This window comes from Anabaenopsis sp. NIES-4685 (assembly GCF_059725405.1).
Genome location: NZ_AP043602.1, coordinates 808,318 through 826,095 on the forward strand (window position 1 = coordinate 808,318; position 17,778 = coordinate 826,095).

Genomic DNA, 17,778 nt, shown 5'->3' on the forward strand with positions numbered 1-17,778 from the left:
ATGTAAAATAGTTGTAATTTCTGCATATCTACCCAGTGATAGATGCTTTTCTAGCCTTATCAGCAATAAATACCTAAGTCAAGATATCGCAACAAATCATAAATAAATGTTGTATTTCTAAACTATTTGTTATATTATTTTACATAAGGCAATAATATATAGTTAGGAGTGCCAACCATGACAAACGCAACAAACGTTAATGCCCCCGTAACTGAAGATCGCAACGCTTGGCGTTGGGGCTTTACACCCCAGGCGGAAATCTGGAATGGTCGCTTGGCGATGATTGGCTTTTTAGCAGCTGCCCTGATTGAGTTGTTTTCTGGTCAAGGCTTCCTTCATTTTTGGGACATCTGTAAGTTTGATATACAGAAATAGGTAGATAAAAAAAATCAATAAAAAAACCTGGTAGTGCCAGGTTTTTTTATTTGTGGTTCATTTTTGCATTATTGACCTACTGCAAGCTGCCGAAGTAGTCTTACAGTCGCTCCTCGCCCATTTAAAGTCGTGCCGATGCCCCATGCCGACCATTTTAGACTCTACTGTACTGCACGCTAAACAGCAAGAGCTATGCAGGACAGACGAAAGCCGTCCTAGAAGGACGTTGCTGTGTATCCCACTCCTTTGGTCAAACTAATGACTAATGACTAATGACTAATGACTAATGACTAGCGAATATATTCCTTAAGAACACTATTGCGATTGGGATGACGTAACTTACGGAGTGCTTTAGCCTCAATTTGACGAATCCGTTCCCGGGTGACGTTGAAAATCTGCCCAATTTCCTCTAGAGTCTTCATGCGACCGTCATCTAAACCATAGCGGAGTCGGAGTACATCACGTTCACGAGGGCTGAGACTATCAAGGACTTTTTCTAGGTCTTCACGCAGCAGATTTTTGGAAACCTGATCTTCTGGAGTTTCACCATCGGATTCAATAAAGTCGCCCAATCGAGAATCTTCTTCTTTACCGATAGGGGTTTCTAGTGAAATGGGTAACTGGGCAGATTTGGCAATAAACCGCAACTTCTCGATGGTCATTTCCATGCGAGTAGCGATTTCTTCTTCAGTGGGTTTGCGACCCATTTCTTGAGATAGCAACTTGGTAGTTTTTTTAATCCGGGAAATGGTTTCGTAGAGATGAACCGGTAGGCGGATAGTACGGGATTGATCAGCGATCGCCCGGGTAATAGCTTGACGAATCCACCATGTAGCGTATGTAGAAAACTTATAACCTTTTTCGTGGTCAAACTTTTCTGCGGCGCGAATCAAACCAAGACTACCTTCTTGAATTAAGTCTTGGAAAGACAAACCACGATTCATGTATTTCTTGGCAATTGACACCACAAGACGCAGGTTCGATTGCACCATTTTATCTTTTGCCCGGCGACCAATATGCAGGCGATAACGAAATGCTGGCAATGGCAATTGTACAGCTTCTGCCCATTCCCGATATTCAGGTTCCCGTTCTAACTGCTCTTGCAGTCTATCCCGCACCCTTTCCAATTCCAGTAAATCAGCGATTTTCCGCGCCAATTCGATTTCCTCATCTGCCCGCAATAGGCGAATCCGGCCAATTTCTTGCAAATAAAGGCGAATAGAGTCTTCAGTGTAGTGCTTTTTCTTGCTTTGTGTCCGACGACGTGATTTAGCGGCTTTTCCAGACTTTATGTCGTCCTCATCAGACTGAGGCTCTAAAAACTCATCTTCGCCATCATCATTAATCAGCAAGTCCTCTTCTTCTTCTTCTTCTTCGACTAAGAGTTCTAACTCGAGCTCAGGCTGATTTATTATTTCTAGGTCAGGCTGATAAATGCTTTCGAGTACGTTGTTAGCCTGGTTCATGCCGCGTTCCTCATGCTCCTTGCAGAATCAATTACTCAAGATGTGTTTACTGCTCTATTAACCGAGCTATTTCACTACCGAAAATAGGTTTTTAGGCTGACTTCCCGGAAGTTTTTCTCCTCTGTGAGAGGACTGTTTGATGATATGTAGAAAGTCATATTACTGACTTGCTCATTTTAGTTAGAAATCATATGTGTTGCTATGACATACAACTTTTAACCAAGTTTAAACAAATATTTGTCTTGATCCCAAAAACCTACCACTCCATATAACCAAAATATGAGTGTAATATGAATGTTGGCATATTTTCTGATAAAGACTTTTCCGATTGTAGCGTGTTTCACAAAAATTGCACTCTTTTTGTGTGTTAATCATGATGCAATTGTGCAAAGTCAAGCCGCTAATAACTAAAAGATATTAGAAATGGTAGTCATACCCTGAAATTTTTAACTTTCTCCCTTCTAGTGGCGTTATGTTTACATTCAAAGGAAACTACACCCGCTATTACATACATTTAAGTATGATATGCAACATTAACTACATAGCAGCCGTTTTGTTAATCTTAACTTAAGCGAGAAATACTAATGCACCCATTTTTACATTTCCTTCATAAACAACTCAATTTTTAGATTTGCACGGAGCTTTTGGCGCCGTAAATACAGTCATAATCATCATGCTTGTCTTCAGACACGGAACTTTAGCTCTGCCAAATGCCTCAACTAGGGAGTTAAGGCTGTGGTGTCATCAGCAAAATGACCAACAGTTGAGATTTGACTGATTCGTCTTATTCACACATTAGCGCACTGCCGAGATTTCTACCTTATGATAGTTGACAAACTGTTCTTATTGTATACACCGATATTTTAATCAATTCAGAGGAATTTTAACAGTTAAAATTACAGATTTTAGTCTTAAGTAGACTAATATCTAAATTATACCGGTAATATCATAGACATCACCCCGGCAATCCCAAGAAGGTATAAGCAGTCAGAATTCCCAACATCAAACAGTCAGATTATTGGTTGCTCACCCACTGGCGGCGTGGCTGTAAGTCATAACATTGTTAAATCTAATACTCTTACTCTAGGGACAATGTTGTGATTACGCGATATTTAATCTTTAAGATATTGAGCTAATTCCGCTGGGTAGAATAAATTAAGCTTTGCTATTCAAGCATAACAAATGCTTTTCTAACTTGTGGGTGAATTTCACCCATGACTTAGATTTAGATAAAGCCTTTTTCAGGCTAATGAAGTACACATCAATTCCCTGTTCCCTGTTCCCTGTTCCCTGTTCCCTGAAACTAAACAACTTTGTACCTCACGAGCATGGGAAATGCTATATCGATGCTTTTGACTCTGACTAAAGTGCCAATACAATCTAGTTGGCATATACTTGACAAAAATTTGTTTTTGTGATATTTCTACCATTGAAAAAATTATAGTTATGCTAGTTTTATCTTGATGTATTATATCAAACAATTTGACCAGACAAGAAATCACCAAGCAAATTTCCCCGGTTTTGATTCGACGGGGAAATTTAAGCAGGGAATATTGCTGTTGATAAAATTATTTGAGTTCTAGCTTGTGGTCTAAGTATCGGGGAAATCTGATGGCAGAATTACCCGATAAACTATTTGACACTCTGATGGTGTAAAGACACTGAGATCCGGTCGTCAAACATCGTCTACCCAGTCGGCTAAAGTCTAAGCCTAGTTTTCCCTCTCAGGGCTAAAACCGCTGAGTTTCCCGCTGACCGCGATATTTTTATGAACAATCAGGTTTTTCGCCATTTTCGTTATCAACGCTATATCAAGGGATTTAGATATCTAAGTATTTAGATATCTAAATCCGTGAGATTGAGTTTAGAAGCATAGGTTTCGATGAATTCGCGTCTGGGTGCAACGCGATCGCCCATTAAAATTGTAAAAATGCGATCAGCTTCCGCTGCGTCTTCAATTTCCACCTGCTTCATTTTCCTGGTTTCTGGGTTCATGGTCGTGTCCCAGAGTTGTTGAGGCATCATTTCACCCAAACCTTTGAAACGTTGGATGGTATAGTTAGCGTTGCTGGGGAATTGAGCAATTTTTTGTTGTAATTCCCGATCGCTATAGCAATACTCATGATTGCGTCCCCGTTCTAATTTAAATAGTGGTGGACAAGCAATATATATAAAACCCTGTTCAATGAGCGATCGCTGATATCGATAAAAGAAAGTTAACAATAGTGTACGGATGTGCGCCCCATCAACATCAGCATCAGTCATAATCACAATGCGATGATAACGCAGTTGGGAAGCGTCAAATTCGTCACCTTTTACCCCTAAACCCAGGGCTGTAATTAATGCTTGGACTTCGTTATTTTTATAGATTTTAGCGTCGTCTGTCTTCTCGATATTGAGGATTTTACCACGAAGGGGGAGGATGGCTTGGGTACGGCGATCGCGTCCTTGTTTAGCACTCCCACCTGCTGAGTCGCCCTCCACGATAAAGATTTCCGACTCTGCTGGGTCACGAGAACTGCAATCTGCTAATTTACCTGGTAAGGGTGAAGATTCCAGAACAGATTTGCGCCGCACTAACTCCCGCGCATGACGAGCTGCTTCGGCCGCTTTAAAGGCTTGAATAGCTTTATCTAAAATCGAGTCAGCGATTCCCGGATGAAATTCTAAATACTCACTGAGGACTTCTCCCACCAAAGAATCAACAATCCCGCGAACTTCAGTATTACCCAGTTTGGTTTTAGTTTGTCCTTCAAATTCTGGGTCGGGGACTTTCACAGAAATTACTGCTGTCAAACCTTCCCGCACGTGTTCACCACTGAGGTTAGATTCATTCTCTTTAATTTTATTGCGCTTGCGAGCGATGGCATTTAAAGTGCGAGTCAGAACCGCCTTTAACCCTTCTAAGTGAGTACCACCATCAACGGTGCGAATATTATTAGCAAACCCCAGCACATTGTCTGTGTAAGCATCAGTACACCACTGTAAAGAAACTTCTACTTGTACATTATTGCGTTCTCCATGCACATAAATAATTTCTTCGTGTAGTGGTTGCTTCTCGCGGTTCAAGTAACCAACATACTCTTTAATCCCACCCTTGTATTCGTAGGTTTCTACCCTGGGTGTATCGCTTTTGAGCAGTTCCAGCCGATGGTCGCTAAAGGTAATTTTGACACCTGCATTTAGATACGCCAGTTCCCGCAGGCGACCTGCTAAAGTCATGTAATCAAACTCAATACCAGTAGTAAAGATTTGGTAATCTGGCTTAAATTTGACAGAAGTCCCGGTTCTGCCATCTTTTTCAGGCTTTACTTGCAGTTCAGTAACTGGTAGACCTCTTTCATAGCGCTGGACATGAACCTTATAATCCCGCCAAACAGTCACTTCTACTAGTTCCGACAGGGCGTTAACTACGGAAATCCCCACCCCGTGTAATCCCCCAGATACCTTGTAACCACCACCCCCAAACTTACCCCCAGCGTGTAGTACGGTTAACACAGTTTCCAAAGCAGATTTCCCCGTGCGCGAGTGAGTGTCGGTGGGAATACCCCGACCATCATCTGTGACGGTCACGGAACCATCAGCATTGATATCCACTTCTATATGGGTACAGTGACCCGCCAAAGCTTCATCAATAGAGTTATCTACCACCTCATAAACTAAATGGTGGAGTCCTCGCGGCCCTGTAGTCCCGATGTACATCCCTGGCCGTTTGCGGACGGCTTCCAGACCTTCCAGAACTTGAATCTGATCGGCACTGTAACTGCTCGTCATGAAAATTCTCCTGATGCGTGGGTTGAAAGTCGCCCAAAAACAAAAAAGTTAAAACACCCCAAAATTATAACACAAAAGGGTTAATGAGGACTGTAGACCATTTTTATGAGAAGTTTATCTAGGGGATATAACCCCATAAGTTTTGTGAACTGATTGCCTCAAAATTTGCAGTTACTGAGATGCACTCTGTATTATCTGTAGTATATGAATTTTAATTAGTAAGGGCTAGGAAACTACCTATGAGAAAAAATAAAATAAAAACTTTAGGATTCTATCACAAAAGCTTGACTAGAAACCGGTGAGTATGGGAAGTTAAGATAAATGACTAAATTGATTGTAATTTGTGGTGCGACGGCCACAGGTAAATCAGGTTTGGCTTTGAGTTTAGCCGGGGGTTTAGATTCTGTCATCCTCAGTGCTGATTCCCGTCAGGTGTACCGGGAATTTAATATTGGAACGGCGAAACCAACATCTACAGAACAAAAATTAGTACCACATTATCTAATAGATATCTGCGACCCCAGGGACACTATGACGGTAGCAGACTATCAGGAACAAGCACAAAGTTTAATTACTTCCCTACCCCAATCTCCACTACTGTTAGTTGGTGGTACTGGTTTGTACATCCGCTCTATCGTTCAAGGAATGAAAATTCCCAGGGTTGCACCACATCCAGAATTGCGATCGCAACTGGAATCTTTAGGACAAACCTCCCTATATGGCATTTTAAAACAAGTAGATGCGATCGCGTCCCAAAAAATTCATCCCCATGATACTGTCCGGACTTTACGAGCATTAGAAGTATTTTACATTACCGGTTGCCCCATTTCCCAGCAGCAAGGAGAGAACCCCCCAGATTACCCAATTTTGCAAATAGGTCTAGATTGTGACCCGGAAAAACTAAGGCTGCGCATTCACAGGCGAACCGAACAAATGATCGCTGATGGTTTAGTGGCTGAGGTAGAATATCTCTCTCAAAAATATGGTGCTGATTTACCTTTATTAAATACCTTGGGATATCAAGAAATTAACCAGTATTTGGCGGGTAAAATTTCTTTAGAGTCAGCCAAAGAATTAACTGTTCTACATACACGACAATTTGCCAAGCGCCAGCGTACTTGGTTTAAAGCATATCCTCAAATTCAGTGGTTTAACGCAGATGATCCTGATTTACTAGAAAAGGTTGGGCGACGAGTAGGGGAATTTGTTTAGCAGCAAAGCCTCAACTCTGGGATAAAAGTAGTAACTCTCCCCCTTTGCAAGCGCTATTCTGGTAACAATGAAGATATATCTACATTTGACTATAAAAAGCTATGCTCATCCAAGAGAAAAAGCAATACAACTGGAAAGCTATTATTAAAGCATTTGAAACCGTAGTTGGTAAAAATGGCGTGGTACAACGCCGTGAAGAACTCATCACCTATGAGTGCGATGGTTTAACCAGTTATCGTCAACGCCCTGCTGTGGTATTACTACCCAGAACTACAGAACAAATTGCCCAAATTGTCAAAATATGCAATCAATATTCTGTACCCTTTATCGCCCGTGGTTCTGGTACTGGTTTATCTGGAGGGGCTTTACCTTCGGAAAATTCTGTTTTAATTGTCACTTCCCTAATGCGGCAAATCCTGAATATTGATTTAGATAATCAGCGCATTGTAGTACAACCAGGGGTAATTAATAGCTGGGTAACACAAACCGTCAGCGGGGCGGGATTTTATTATGCACCAGACCCATCTAGTCAAATTATCTGCTCAATTGGGGGTAATGTGGCGGAAAACTCAGGGGGAGTACATTGTTTAAAGTACGGTGTCACAACTAACCATGTCTTGGGTTTAAAAATTGTCACGCCCACCGGGGAAATTTTAGATTTAGGGGGGCAAATTCCCGAAACACCTGGTTATGATTTAACAGGTGTATTTGTGGGTTCTGAAGGTACTTTAGGTATCGCTACAGAAATTACTCTGAAAATCCTCAAAAGTGCCGAATCAATTTGTGTGTTATTAGCCGATTTTACCAGTATCGAAGCGGCTGGAGCAACGGTTTCTGATATTATCAGCGCCGGAATTATTCCCGGTGGGATGGAAATGATGGATAACATCAGCATTAATGCAGTTGAGGATGTTGTCGCCACAAATTGTTATCCTCGCGATGCTACGGCTATTTTATTAGTAGAAATCGATGGTTTAGATGTGGAAGTTCAGGTCAATAAACAACGGGTTATTGAAATTTGTCGCCAAAATGGGGCGCGAAATGTAACTAGTGCTAGTGACCCAGAGACACGTTTAAAACTTTGGAAAGGACGGAAAGCAGCTTTCGCAGCCGCTGGACACTTAAGCCCAGATTATTATGTCCAAGATGGTGTCATCCCCCGGACTCAGTTACCTTATGTCCTCCAAGAAATTGAGGCATTAAGTGAAAAATATGGTTATAAAATTGCCAATGTATTTCATGCTGGCGATGGTAATTTACACCCTTTGATTCTGTATGATAATTCTATACCAGGAGCCTTGGAAAAAGTAGAAGAAGTAGGGGGAGAAATTCTGAAGCTTTGTGTTAAAGTCGGTGGCAGTATTTCCGGTGAACATGGTATTGGTGCTGATAAAAAATGCTATATGCCAGATATGTTTACCCCGGCTGACTTGGAAACTATGCAATGGGTCAGGCTGGTATTTAATCCCCAAGGTTTAGCAAATCCTGGTAAAATATTTCCTACCCCCCGCACTTGTGGCGAAGCCGCAAATTCAGGAAACATCAAGCAGTTTCCCGGCGTGGAAAAATTTTAATTTGGCTTTAAGTTAGGGTGAGTTTTGTATTGAGGATATCATCACATAATTCTGAGAAATGTTAGTTAAATATGTATATAGCATTTCCCATGCTCGTGAGGTACATTTTTTTTAGTTTGAGGGAACAGGGAACAGGGAACAGGGAACAGGGAATTGGTGTGTACTTCATGAGACTGAAAAAGGCTTTATAAAACTGTTTCTCAGTAAAAAACAAAGTCAAGCCCATAAATGAATAGGTTGAATAAACGTAGTTTTTTTTACTTACTGTGTTGGGGATTTGTAATCGCCTACACAGTATTTTCTTTTCCTTTACTAACGGGATCTCAATCGGATAAAAGCTTACCAATAACAACAGAACTACGAGGGGTTTGGCTAACTAATGTTGCTAGTGGCGTTTTATTTTTGCCCTGGGGAATTCACCGCGCTGTTACACAATTATCTGCGCTAAACTTTAATACTATTTACCCTGTGGTGTGGAATCGAGGCCATACTTTCTATAAGAGTAAGTTAGCTAAAAGTGTAACAGGCTCTGATGCTGATACTTTACTAAATATCATGCACGGCGGACAAGATGTTTTAGCAAAAATTATTCAACTGGCTAGACCTCAAAATTTAAGTGTGATTCCTTGGTTTGAATATGGTTTTATGACCCCACCTCATTCACAATTAGCCAAGGGTTATCCGGATTGGTTAACCATGGGAAAAGAAGGGATAAAATCTACTAACGAAGTTCCTTTAGAAGAAATAAATGATAATTCAGGACATCAGCAAGCTTGGTTAAATGCTCTGCACCCAGAAGTGCAGCAGTTTATGTTAGGTTTAATTCAGGAAGTTGTCAGCATTTATCATGTGGATGGCATTCAATTAGATGATCATTTTGGTATGCCTGTAGAATTTGGTTATGATGCTTTCACAGTTGATCTCTATCGCCAAGAACATCAAGGTAAAAGTCCTCCTAGTGACCCGTTTAATCCAGAATGGATGAGTTGGCGCGCTAATAAGATTACTGATTTTATGGTAAAAGTTCATCAAAGTGTGAAAGCAATTAAACCTAATGCGGTCATATCTCTATCCCCAAATTCACAGGGTTTTGCCTATAAATACTATTTACAAGACTGGGAAACCTGGGTAAGAAGAGGTTTAGTAGATGAGCTAATATTGCAGGTATATCGCAATAATCAAAAGAGTTTTATTACTGATAGGACTTACGCAACTGGCACAGGCGATCGCTACGCAGAGCTTGCATCAGTGTGTAGCAATTGCTAAATGAAAGCACATTGGTATTATATAAGTGATGTCAATGGCACGGGGGGATGCCTAGTGCAGTTGATAGTAAAAAAGTATGAATAAAACCAGATTCAGATAGCGATTCATGAGAAAATAGGTAGAGGGTGTAAGAGATAATGTTGGTGATGAGCATGAGATTTACAAAGCTTAATTACTGCCAATACTTATTAAGCAGTCAAATTAATTACACGATTACCAATTTAGCAGAGCATTTAGAGCAGATTAGCCATGATGCAATTAATTATTATTTGAAGAGAGAAAAGCTAACACCTAGGTTACTATGGGAAAATGTGAAAGACATAATTGAGGAAGATGCCAATGGTTACATAATATTTGATGATAGCGTTTTAGACAAAAGATATTCTCAAGAAATAGAGATGGTGAGGAGACAATATAGTGGGAATGAACATGGTGTAGTCAAAGGAATTGGTGTGGTTAGTTGTGTATATGTGAACCCTCAATTTAAAAGATTTTGGGTAGTAGATTATCGAATTTTTAATCCTGATGTGGATGGTAAAACCAAGATAGACCATGTGAAGGATATGCTGTCAAACCTGGTGTATCAAAAGCTTTTACCGTTTGATACGGTGTTGATGGACACGTGGTATGCGGTAAACAGTTTAATGCTTTATATTGATAGTCTAGAGAAAGTTTATTATTGCCCTTTAAAAAATAATCGGTTAGTTGATGATACATTGGGTAAAGAAAAATATAAACGAATTGAATTATTAGAATGGAGCGAAGAAGAATCAGAATGTGGTAAAATCATAAAAATTAAAGGATTTCCCGCCCAGAAAAAAGTGAAATTATTCCGGGTTGCTGTTTCTAACAACAGAACGGATTATGTCGCTACCAACGATTTATCTCAAAGTTCCACGAATGTTGTACAAGAAGTGTGTAAAATTCGTTGGAAAATTGAGGAGTTTCACAGAGAGATTAAACAACTAACAGGGATTGAATCTTGTCAATGTCGTAAAGCTAGGCTTCAAAGAAATCATATTGCTTGTGCAATGTTGGTTTGGATTAGATTAAAGAATTTAGCCTATCAAACTGGCCAAACTGTTTATCAAATCAAGCATAATTTGCTGTCTAATTATTTAATACAGCAACTCAAACGCCCAAGTATTCCTATGTGCTTGGTTTAATTGAAATTGTCCCGTGGCGCGGTTCCCTCCGCTCCCTATTTGTGCCAGTTGCGTAAGTCCTGACTGAATTAGAACAACCAGCAGTAAAATTTGCTCGGACTCGGATACCGGTTAGTATTGGTATTTTAACCGGAACCTCTACTAGTCCTATGAAGATTTCCCAAATTCAAGCACAGGTGAAAACGGTACGCGATCGCAATTTTACTGGTATTTCGTTTTTTTACTGGGAAAGTTTGTGGGGTAGCATCACCCCAGAACCTCCCCAGCAAAGGCTACAAGTGTTTCAGAAATTGTTTGTCGCTAAAGCTGTTAGACCTTAACCAGGGAAATTGCTGTATACTATCGCTGACAGATTGTATATGCATTTAATATGATACGGCTTTTGGTGACGGGTATTTTACTGGCGTTATTGACAGGGTGTGGTACCATCGGACTATTACCGACTACTCAGTTAGTCCAAAAAGCGATCGCACTCCAGGTAGAACAAACTCAGCAGCAACTCAACCAAAAACTGGATTTAGACTTATCCGATTTTGAAATCAAACATTTAAAAATTCGCCAGGAACAACCCCTAACCATTGAAAACCTACCAGCTTTCCGCGTCCGGGGAACCTACGATTTAATTTTGCACCTTCCCAAAAGACAGTTAACACAACACCAACAACCTTTTGAAATTTATTTGCAAATTCAGCAAGAAGGTAAGAGCTGGCGCTTGCTAGTTCCCCAACAACAAAATCAGGAGTCACAAGGGAATTGGCGCAGCTATTTAATCCTTTGATATCAGTGACATCACAAAATCTGTGCTGAAGTATATAAGCGTTTCATGATTGCTAAGATTTTTGTACCATAATCTAAATCTGCTGACCACCGCCCAGAAAGTTGATAAATTGATGGCGCAATTCCCCGGGTGATAAAGCGAAATCGTGGGTCTACCACTTCGGTTACTAAAGGTTCAAGACTCCCATAGGCTTTTAAGTGTTGAATATGCGCTCTCACACCAATTCTGGCGCTAGGAAAAGACGCAGCTTCAACACTACCACCAATACAACCCAAACCAGCAAAGTTATTTTGCTCAGGTCTGACATCGCCCCCAAAACGTAAAAATTCAGTTTCTAAGCACATTTGGCAGAAAGCAATGTCATAGTTTACACCCTCAATCTTACCCTCTTCTCGATACAATTGGGCTATCTGTGAAAAATTTACTAAAGCTTTTTCATGGTTGCTTTTCAGGAATAATTGTAACTCTACTTCCGATGTGTTACCCCTTGACATAATGCGGTCTATTTGATCAACGCAAATTAATAAATTTGAGCGTAAAGTAACTAGATTAATTGTGGTATCCCATGTAATTTGAACGTGAAATTCTCTTAAATCCACAGCTTTAATATAAACTATTCTATGGTAACTAATGCGGTGAACATCTCTTAACTTTAATAAATCAATTTGTAGTTGATCTACTATGTTAATCGGAATGTAGCAATTACCATTAACTAATATTCCTTTCTCCCCATATTTTTGCCCATTAATATGAATATCAATAACTGGGTAATCAGATACAACAGCATTTACAGTACTGCGGTCAATTAGCCGACTCCAAGATATTAAACCCTCAGCAATTCCCAAGGCAAAATCACGGCGATAATTTTGTAACAATAAGCAATCTTCTGGACTGCTGAGAAAGCCTACTTGCATCAATAAAGAAGGAATGATAATCTGGCGGCAAAATGCCAAACTCCCCAAGCAGCTGTCTGTATCTGGTTTAACTCCCCAATTTGCTAACCGCGTGACACGCCCTAAAAGCTTGAGTAATAATAATTCCCCATGACTTTGACGCTCTTGGTTATCAGCAATGTAGTGGACACCCGCACCCTGGAGAGTGGGACTTATAGCAGCTTGAGCATGAATTTCTAGGGCGACATCACCCGGACAGCTACGGGAATTAATCCAAGCAATACTCTCAGTGGCGCTCAGGTCATCGGGAACCGCTAAAACGTTACAACTTTGCGCGCGTAATTCTGTGACTATTAAATCCCGCAGCAAAATCATTTCTCTGGTTTCGTTTATATTACCTGCTATGGAGCCTGTATATAAACCTTTTGCTGCTTTACCTCCAGCAGCGGAAATAAAAATACGTCCCATTCTTTAGTTACTGTGTGTTATCAAAATTCAGTGCAAAGAATTTTACACATGATTGTTGGCTTTGGAGTAACAATATAATACCTATTAGTGACTACAAAATAATGAACTAAAATGCAAATTCCCCGTTTGCACCCAGATACAATTGAGGAAATTAAACAGCGTGCTGACATTGTTGATATTGTTTCACAGTACGTGGTTTTACGCAAGCGTGGTAAAGATTTTGTGGGCTTGTGTCCCTTCCACGATGAAAAAACCCCCAGTTTCACAGTCAGTCAAACTAAGCAAATGTATTATTGTTTCGGCTGTCAAGCCGGGGGAAATTCTATCAAGTTTTTAATGGACTTGGGCAAACAGTCTTTTGCGGAAGTAGTGTTAGATTTAGCACGACGTTATCAAGTACCTATCCAAACTCTCGCCCCAGAACAACGTCAAGAATTACAACGTCACATTTCTTTACGAGAAAAGTTGTATGAGGTTCTTGCTTCTGCGGCACAGTTTTATCAACACGCTCTCCGACAGAACCTGGGAGAAAAAGCATATCAATATTTACTACGCGATCGCCAACTCCAAGAGGAAACAATTCAGCGGTTTGGTTTAGGTTATGCACCATCAGGGTGGGAAACTTTACATCGCTATCTAGTGGAAGATAAACACTACCCAGTACAATTATTAGAGAAAGCAGGATTAATTAAGCCGCGTCAGGGAGGAGGCGGTTATTATGATGTGTTCCGCGATCGCTTGATGATTCCTATCCGCGATGTTCAAGGGCGGATAATTGCTTTTGGTGCTAGAACCCTATCTGATGAGCAGCCAAAGTATTTAAATTCGCCAGACACCGAGCTTTTTAATAAGGGTAAAACTTTGTTCGCCCTTGATCAAGCTAAAACTGGAATTTCCCAATCTGATCAAGCTGTGGTAGTGGAAGGATATTTTGATGCGATCGCCCTCCATGCTGCTGGTATTACTAATGTTGTGGCTTCCCTGGGTACAGCCTTAAGCATAGAACAAGTGCGGTCAATCTTACGCTATACCGAATCTAAAGAATTAATACTCAACTTTGATGCTGACAAAGCCGGTAATATCGCTGCTGAACGCGCCATTGGGGAAATAGCCGCACTAGCATATAAAGGTGAAGTACAGCTGAAGATTCTCAATATTCCCGATGGTAAAGATGCTGACGAATACTTATATACTCATACACCAGAAGAGTATATAAAACTGCTAGCAACCGCCCCACTATGGCTGGATTGGCAGATTCAGCAAATTATTCACAATCGAGACTTAAAACAAGCTGCCGACTTTCAGCAGGTTAGCCAGCAAATAGTTAAATTACTTAAAGATATAGATAATAATGATACAAGAAATTATTACATCTCTCACTGTGCGGAAATCCTCAGCTTAGGTGACACCAGACTCATACCCCTACGGGTGGAAAATCTCTTAACTCAAATTGCGCCCACTAGAGTTATAACAAATAAACCTTTACCCCCTCAGAAAAAATGGTATAGTCCCAAACCTACCCCCTCTCCTATTTCAGGGGATAAAAGTCTTTTAGAATTAGCAGAGTCTTTACTATTAAGAATTTATCTGCACTGTCCCGAGCAGCGCCAAGCTATTTTGCAGACTTTAGAAGCAAGGAATTTAGAATTTAGCCTTTCCCACCATCGATTATTATGGCAAAAAATTTTGGAATTAACCGGAGATGAACTAGATTTAATATCAAGGTTACAAAATAAATATTTAGAATTATCAGAACCAATTGAGGTAATTTCCCATTTATTTCATCTGACTGAAAAAACTCAGAAAGACATCCTCCGGACACCCCAAGTAGTCCAAGCAGCCATGGCTGCGATGGAGAGAGTATTTACAGAAAAACGCTATCGTTACTTCTTAGAACTGTGGGAAAAAACCGGCTCAGAATCAGATTACCAATCTTTCTACAAGGAAAAAATCCGACTACAGGAATTAGAGTGTCAACGCCAGTTTTCCATTACAGATTTACTTTAATTTCATCCTGAAAATTGCCTATGGGTCACCATACTGAATAAATTTTACCCATGGCAATAAAAAACCACAGATGAACAAAGTTCATCTGTGATTCAACTTAGCAAAAGCCTAAGCTAGTCCTACCAACTTGGCGCTTAAATCCCACAGACGTTCAGCCTTGTCATCATCACTGGCTTCATTAGAAACCTCTTGTAGAAATGATTTACGGTTTTTCTTTTGTCGATTTCCCCAGCTCCAATAAGCACCAGACTGATTATATGCAGGATCGCTCACCACTTCTGCCACGCGATCGCCAGCCTCCTCCTCGGATACAAAGCCCCCAGTAATGTACTTTTGGAAAACTGGGAAAATCTTCTGAAACAAAGGATAATGATTTCTAAACAGAGCAGTCGTCGCCACACAACCGGGATAGAGCGAGCTAAAAGTGATCCCGTGTGACTCATGATAACGCCGATGTAGCTCCCTCATAGTCAACACATTACACACCTTGCTATCCTTGTAAGCCTTCACCGGTTCAAACTTCTTACCGTCAATCATCGTGACTGGATCTTTAAACCCTTGGGCAAAACCCTTCAAGTCGCCCAAATCTGGACGCGGTGGAATTTTTCCTCCCAACTCCTTGGGGTTATGGGTAACAGTTCCCAAAATCACCAACCTCGGCTCCGTAGATGGGGAATTTTTCAAGTCTTCCAAAAGCAAATTACACAAAAGGAAATGACCCAGGTGATTTGTGGCCACAGTCAGTTCAAATCCCTCTGGACTGCGCAATGGCTCCTTGATTAAAGGCATATAAATTGCCCCATTGCAAACCAAAGCATCCAAAGACCTACCACTGGCGCGAAAGTCCTTGACAAATTCCCGAACACTATCTAAAGAGGCTAAGTCAATATGCATGACTGTGTAGCTGTCCTGCTCCATTCCCAAAGACTTAGCAGCATTTTCCGCCTTGGATAAATCCCGACAGGCCATCACTACATACCATCCCCTTTGGGAAAGCGCTCTCGCGGCTTGCAAACCCACCCCAGAGGAAGCGCCAGTAATCACGACTGTTGACTTCTGATGTTGTGCCATTTTAATTAAAACTGCATGAATTGTCTGGTGACATTTTTATAATCTCTAATGTTCTCATATCACAGAACCACCGAGTTTTAACTTTTGAAAAGCGAATTACTCACAAAACAATGTCTCCCGTGTATCTCTTCCTGTTACGGGATTAGTACCTTTGGCAAGTTGACACAATTTTTTCTCCTCATCCGGACGCAGCAGAACATCAGTAAAATCAGCACCATCAATAATCGCACCATCAAACCTAGCGTTAGAAGCAAACGCACCTTCTAAAATCGCATTGGTCAAATTAGCTTTAATCAGTCGAGCTGAATCTAAAGTAGCGAAGGACAGATCAGCACTCTCCAAATTTGCCGATTCTAAATTCGCCGCAAAAAAGCTGACACCACGCAAATTAGTATGGCTAAAGTTACTCTGGCGGAGATTAGCTTTAGTAAAACTAGAGTCTGTTAAATCACGTCCGGAAAAGTCAGACTCTATTAAAATCTCTTTGTTATATTCTAGGGCTAAAGCTGTTGGCGTATACCCTACAATTATTATCATGCCCACCACGACCCCAAGCAATACACCGAGTATGCTGGCCCAATTTTCCTTACTTAATCTATTATTCATCATATTTTTAACCAATGGCTAAACCTCCTTTCTCTCATTATCCCGATATTGGTGAATTAGGAGAAGACCTAGTAGCACAATGGTTACAGTCTAGGGGCTGGACTATTTTGCATCGTCGTTTTTGCAGCCGCTGGGGGGAAATCGACATTATTGCCCAGTTTCAGGAGCAACAGCTAGGTAGTGAAGGTGGTCTGTTTGTTGACCAATTACCCCAACTAGCATTTGTCGAAGTCAAAACCCGTAGTCCCAGAAGTTGGGATGCAGGGGGTAAAAGTGCCATCACGCCACAAAAGCAAGCTAAAATTTGGCGCACGGCCAAAATATTTTTAGCTGAGTATCCTCACAAGGCTGACTACCCATGTCGCTTTGATGTTGCCATTGTCCACCGTCAGCAAATCTCAAAACAGCGGACTGGAATGACATTGACCTCAGAACCTTTAGCTAGTTTATCCGCAGATGGATACCAATTTTATTTGCAAGAATATCTCCGAGCAGCTTTTGATTGTTTTGCTGATGGCTGATGGTCTGGAATTAACAATCACGCTAGTGTTTCCGGACAGTAACCCAATCCTCGCACAAATTGTTGTCGGAAGGCTTCAATTTCTTCTTTCTCAGGGTTACCATGAGAAACTATGGCCACTTGGTAGCGGCGCATTACCTCTACGGGACATTGTCCCCCTTGTAAACTCCAAAGTGCCATCTGCACCCGCATTGGTGGTGTATACCTAATTCCTAATTCATTGAGAAAAGCTCGAAAGTCCCCATCCTCCTGGGGCGAAACTTCCTCTCTTAATTTTATTCTCACCACCCACCCATCAATTTGATGAATTACGGTGACGAAAGAAACTGGCATCTGAGGTCTGGTGTGGAGATGTTGTACAATTCTCAGGGTTATACTGGCATTTGCCAGGTAATATAAATATTCCATAGTTGCTGCTTGGGATTACCGCCCATCCTACATTTCCATCTTCCTCAATAGATCGCCCTTGCGAATAGGGTAAAAGCACCCGTTTTTATATGGGGAGGTCTACCCAATTTTCATCCTATTTCATGGTTTTGTATGTTCCCAATTCACATGAAAGTTACATAATATTAGGCTATGAAGGTAAACTCTAGTACGTT

General features: G+C 40.9%; 15 protein-coding genes. 9 read left to right on the forward strand and 6 right to left on the reverse strand.

What is annotated here, in order from left to right; translation table 11 throughout:
* Positions 1 to 177: 177 nt before the first annotated feature.
* On the forward strand, positions 178 to 375 hold the full coding sequence (locus tag AC6IZ0_RS03535) for a CAB/ELIP/HLIP family chlorophyll-binding protein (protein ID WP_497725128.1): 198 nt from the start codon (positions 178 to 180) through the stop codon (positions 373 to 375).
* 290 nt (positions 376 to 665) lie between these two features.
* Here AC6IZ0_RS03535 and rpoD read toward each other — a convergent pair whose 3' ends face one another.
* A complete protein-coding gene (gene rpoD, locus AC6IZ0_RS03540) occupies positions 666 to 1,841 on the reverse strand; it encodes an RNA polymerase sigma factor RpoD (protein WP_271731803.1) in 1,176 nt (391 codons plus the stop codon).
* Positions 1,842 to 3,677: 1,836 nt separating this feature from the next.
* On the reverse strand, positions 3,678 to 5,615 hold the full coding sequence (gyrB, locus tag AC6IZ0_RS03545) for a DNA topoisomerase (ATP-hydrolyzing) subunit B (protein ID WP_271731804.1): 1,938 nt from the start codon (positions 5,613 to 5,615) through the stop codon (positions 3,678 to 3,680).
* Between the two features lie 321 nt (positions 5,616 to 5,936).
* Here gyrB and miaA point away from each other — a divergent pair, with 321 nt between their 5' ends.
* From miaA to AC6IZ0_RS03575, 6 genes are all read left to right on the forward strand, one after another.
* The gene (gene miaA, locus AC6IZ0_RS03550; protein WP_497725129.1) at positions 5,937 to 6,827 is read left to right on the forward strand and encodes a tRNA (adenosine(37)-N6)-dimethylallyltransferase MiaA; all 891 of its coding nucleotides are present in this window, start codon (positions 5,937 to 5,939) and stop codon (positions 6,825 to 6,827) included.
* A 101-nt stretch (positions 6,828 to 6,928) separates the two neighbouring features.
* The gene (gene glcD / locus AC6IZ0_RS03555) at positions 6,929 to 8,401 is read left to right on the forward strand and encodes a glycolate oxidase subunit GlcD (RefSeq protein ID WP_497725130.1); all 1,473 of its coding nucleotides are present in this window, start codon (positions 6,929 to 6,931) and stop codon (positions 8,399 to 8,401) included.
* Between the two features lie 228 nt (positions 8,402 to 8,629).
* On the forward strand, positions 8,630 to 9,667 hold the full coding sequence (locus AC6IZ0_RS03560) for a glycoside hydrolase family 10-like protein (RefSeq protein ID WP_497725131.1): 1,038 nt from the start codon (positions 8,630 to 8,632) through the stop codon (positions 9,665 to 9,667).
* 152 nt (positions 9,668 to 9,819) lie between these two features.
* A complete protein-coding gene (locus AC6IZ0_RS03565) occupies positions 9,820 to 10,833 on the forward strand; it encodes an IS701 family transposase (RefSeq protein WP_272012089.1) in 1,014 nt (337 codons plus the stop codon).
* Between the two features lie 149 nt (positions 10,834 to 10,982).
* Positions 10,983 to 11,153, forward strand: a complete 171-nt coding sequence (locus tag AC6IZ0_RS03570; protein WP_497725132.1) for a hypothetical protein — start codon at positions 10,983 to 10,985, stop codon at positions 11,151 to 11,153.
* Between the two features lie 50 nt (positions 11,154 to 11,203).
* Positions 11,204 to 11,611 (forward strand): hypothetical protein, encoded by a 408-nt coding sequence (locus tag AC6IZ0_RS03575; RefSeq protein WP_497725133.1) that lies wholly within the window; start codon positions 11,204 to 11,206, stop codon positions 11,609 to 11,611.
* Between the two features lie 11 nt (positions 11,612 to 11,622).
* Here the strand turns inward: AC6IZ0_RS03575 and tftA are convergent, their stop codons facing one another.
* Positions 11,623 to 12,972, reverse strand: coding sequence for a hormogonium tapered terminus morphoprotein TftA (tftA, locus tag AC6IZ0_RS03580; protein WP_497725134.1), 1,350 nt, complete (start codon positions 12,970 to 12,972; stop codon positions 11,623 to 11,625).
* Positions 12,973 to 13,083: 111 nt separating this feature from the next.
* Between tftA and dnaG the strand changes: the two genes are divergently transcribed.
* Positions 13,084 to 14,979, forward strand: coding sequence for a DNA primase (dnaG, locus tag AC6IZ0_RS03585; protein WP_497725135.1), 1,896 nt, complete (start codon positions 13,084 to 13,086; stop codon positions 14,977 to 14,979).
* Between the two features lie 108 nt (positions 14,980 to 15,087).
* Here dnaG and AC6IZ0_RS03590 read toward each other — a convergent pair whose 3' ends face one another.
* Together AC6IZ0_RS03590 and AC6IZ0_RS03595 are read right to left on the reverse strand one after the other, a co-directional pair.
* A complete protein-coding gene (locus AC6IZ0_RS03590; RefSeq protein WP_497725136.1) occupies positions 15,088 to 16,050 on the reverse strand; it encodes a protochlorophyllide reductase in 963 nt (320 codons plus the stop codon).
* A 96-nt stretch (positions 16,051 to 16,146) separates the two neighbouring features.
* Complete coding sequence (locus tag AC6IZ0_RS03595) at positions 16,147 to 16,656, reverse strand: pentapeptide repeat-containing protein (RefSeq protein WP_497725990.1); 510 nt, start codon at positions 16,654 to 16,656, stop codon at positions 16,147 to 16,149.
* A 14-nt stretch (positions 16,657 to 16,670) separates the two neighbouring features.
* Here AC6IZ0_RS03595 and AC6IZ0_RS03600 point away from each other — a divergent pair, with 14 nt between their 5' ends.
* On the forward strand, positions 16,671 to 17,177 hold the full coding sequence (locus AC6IZ0_RS03600; protein WP_497725137.1) for a YraN family protein: 507 nt from the start codon (positions 16,671 to 16,673) through the stop codon (positions 17,175 to 17,177).
* Between the two features lie 17 nt (positions 17,178 to 17,194).
* On the opposite strand, the gene AC6IZ0_RS03605 is transcribed toward AC6IZ0_RS03600, so the two are convergent.
* Positions 17,195 to 17,584: a hypothetical protein gene (locus AC6IZ0_RS03605; RefSeq protein WP_271731480.1), complete on the reverse strand. Its 390-nt coding sequence runs from the start codon at positions 17,582 to 17,584 to the stop codon at positions 17,195 to 17,197.
* Positions 17,585 to 17,778 lie beyond the last annotated feature (194 nt).

Excerpts from the sequence above, each read along its gene's own strand:
- AC6IZ0_RS03535 (WP_497725128.1), top strand. The coding sequence starts at position 178 with ATGACAAACGCAACAAACGTTAATGCCCCCGTAACTGAAGATCGCAAC.
- rpoD (WP_271731803.1), bottom strand. The coding sequence starts at position 1,841 with ATGAACCAGGCTAACAACGTACTCGAAAGCATTTATCAGCCTGACCTA.
- gyrB (WP_271731804.1), bottom strand. The coding sequence starts at position 5,615 with ATGACGAGCAGTTACAGTGCCGATCAGATTCAAGTTCTGGAAGGTCTG.
- miaA (WP_497725129.1), top strand. The coding sequence starts at position 5,937 with ATGACTAAATTGATTGTAATTTGTGGTGCGACGGCCACAGGTAAATCA.
- glcD (WP_497725130.1), top strand. The coding sequence starts at position 6,929 with ATGCTCATCCAAGAGAAAAAGCAATACAACTGGAAAGCTATTATTAAA.
- AC6IZ0_RS03560 (WP_497725131.1), top strand. The coding sequence starts at position 8,630 with ATGAATAGGTTGAATAAACGTAGTTTTTTTTACTTACTGTGTTGGGGA.
- AC6IZ0_RS03565 (WP_272012089.1), top strand. The coding sequence starts at position 9,820 with ATGAGATTTACAAAGCTTAATTACTGCCAATACTTATTAAGCAGTCAA.
- AC6IZ0_RS03570 (WP_497725132.1), top strand. The coding sequence starts at position 10,983 with ATGAAGATTTCCCAAATTCAAGCACAGGTGAAAACGGTACGCGATCGC.
- AC6IZ0_RS03575 (WP_497725133.1), top strand. The coding sequence starts at position 11,204 with ATGATACGGCTTTTGGTGACGGGTATTTTACTGGCGTTATTGACAGGG.
- tftA (WP_497725134.1), bottom strand. The coding sequence starts at position 12,972 with ATGGGACGTATTTTTATTTCCGCTGCTGGAGGTAAAGCAGCAAAAGGT.
- dnaG (WP_497725135.1), top strand. The coding sequence starts at position 13,084 with ATGCAAATTCCCCGTTTGCACCCAGATACAATTGAGGAAATTAAACAG.
- AC6IZ0_RS03590 (WP_497725136.1), bottom strand. The coding sequence starts at position 16,050 with ATGGCACAACATCAGAAGTCAACAGTCGTGATTACTGGCGCTTCCTCT.
- AC6IZ0_RS03595 (WP_497725990.1), bottom strand. The coding sequence starts at position 16,656 with ATGAATAATAGATTAAGTAAGGAAAATTGGGCCAGCATACTCGGTGTA.
- AC6IZ0_RS03600 (WP_497725137.1), top strand. The coding sequence starts at position 16,671 with ATGGCTAAACCTCCTTTCTCTCATTATCCCGATATTGGTGAATTAGGA.
- AC6IZ0_RS03605 (WP_271731480.1), bottom strand. The coding sequence starts at position 17,584 with ATGGAATATTTATATTACCTGGCAAATGCCAGTATAACCCTGAGAATT.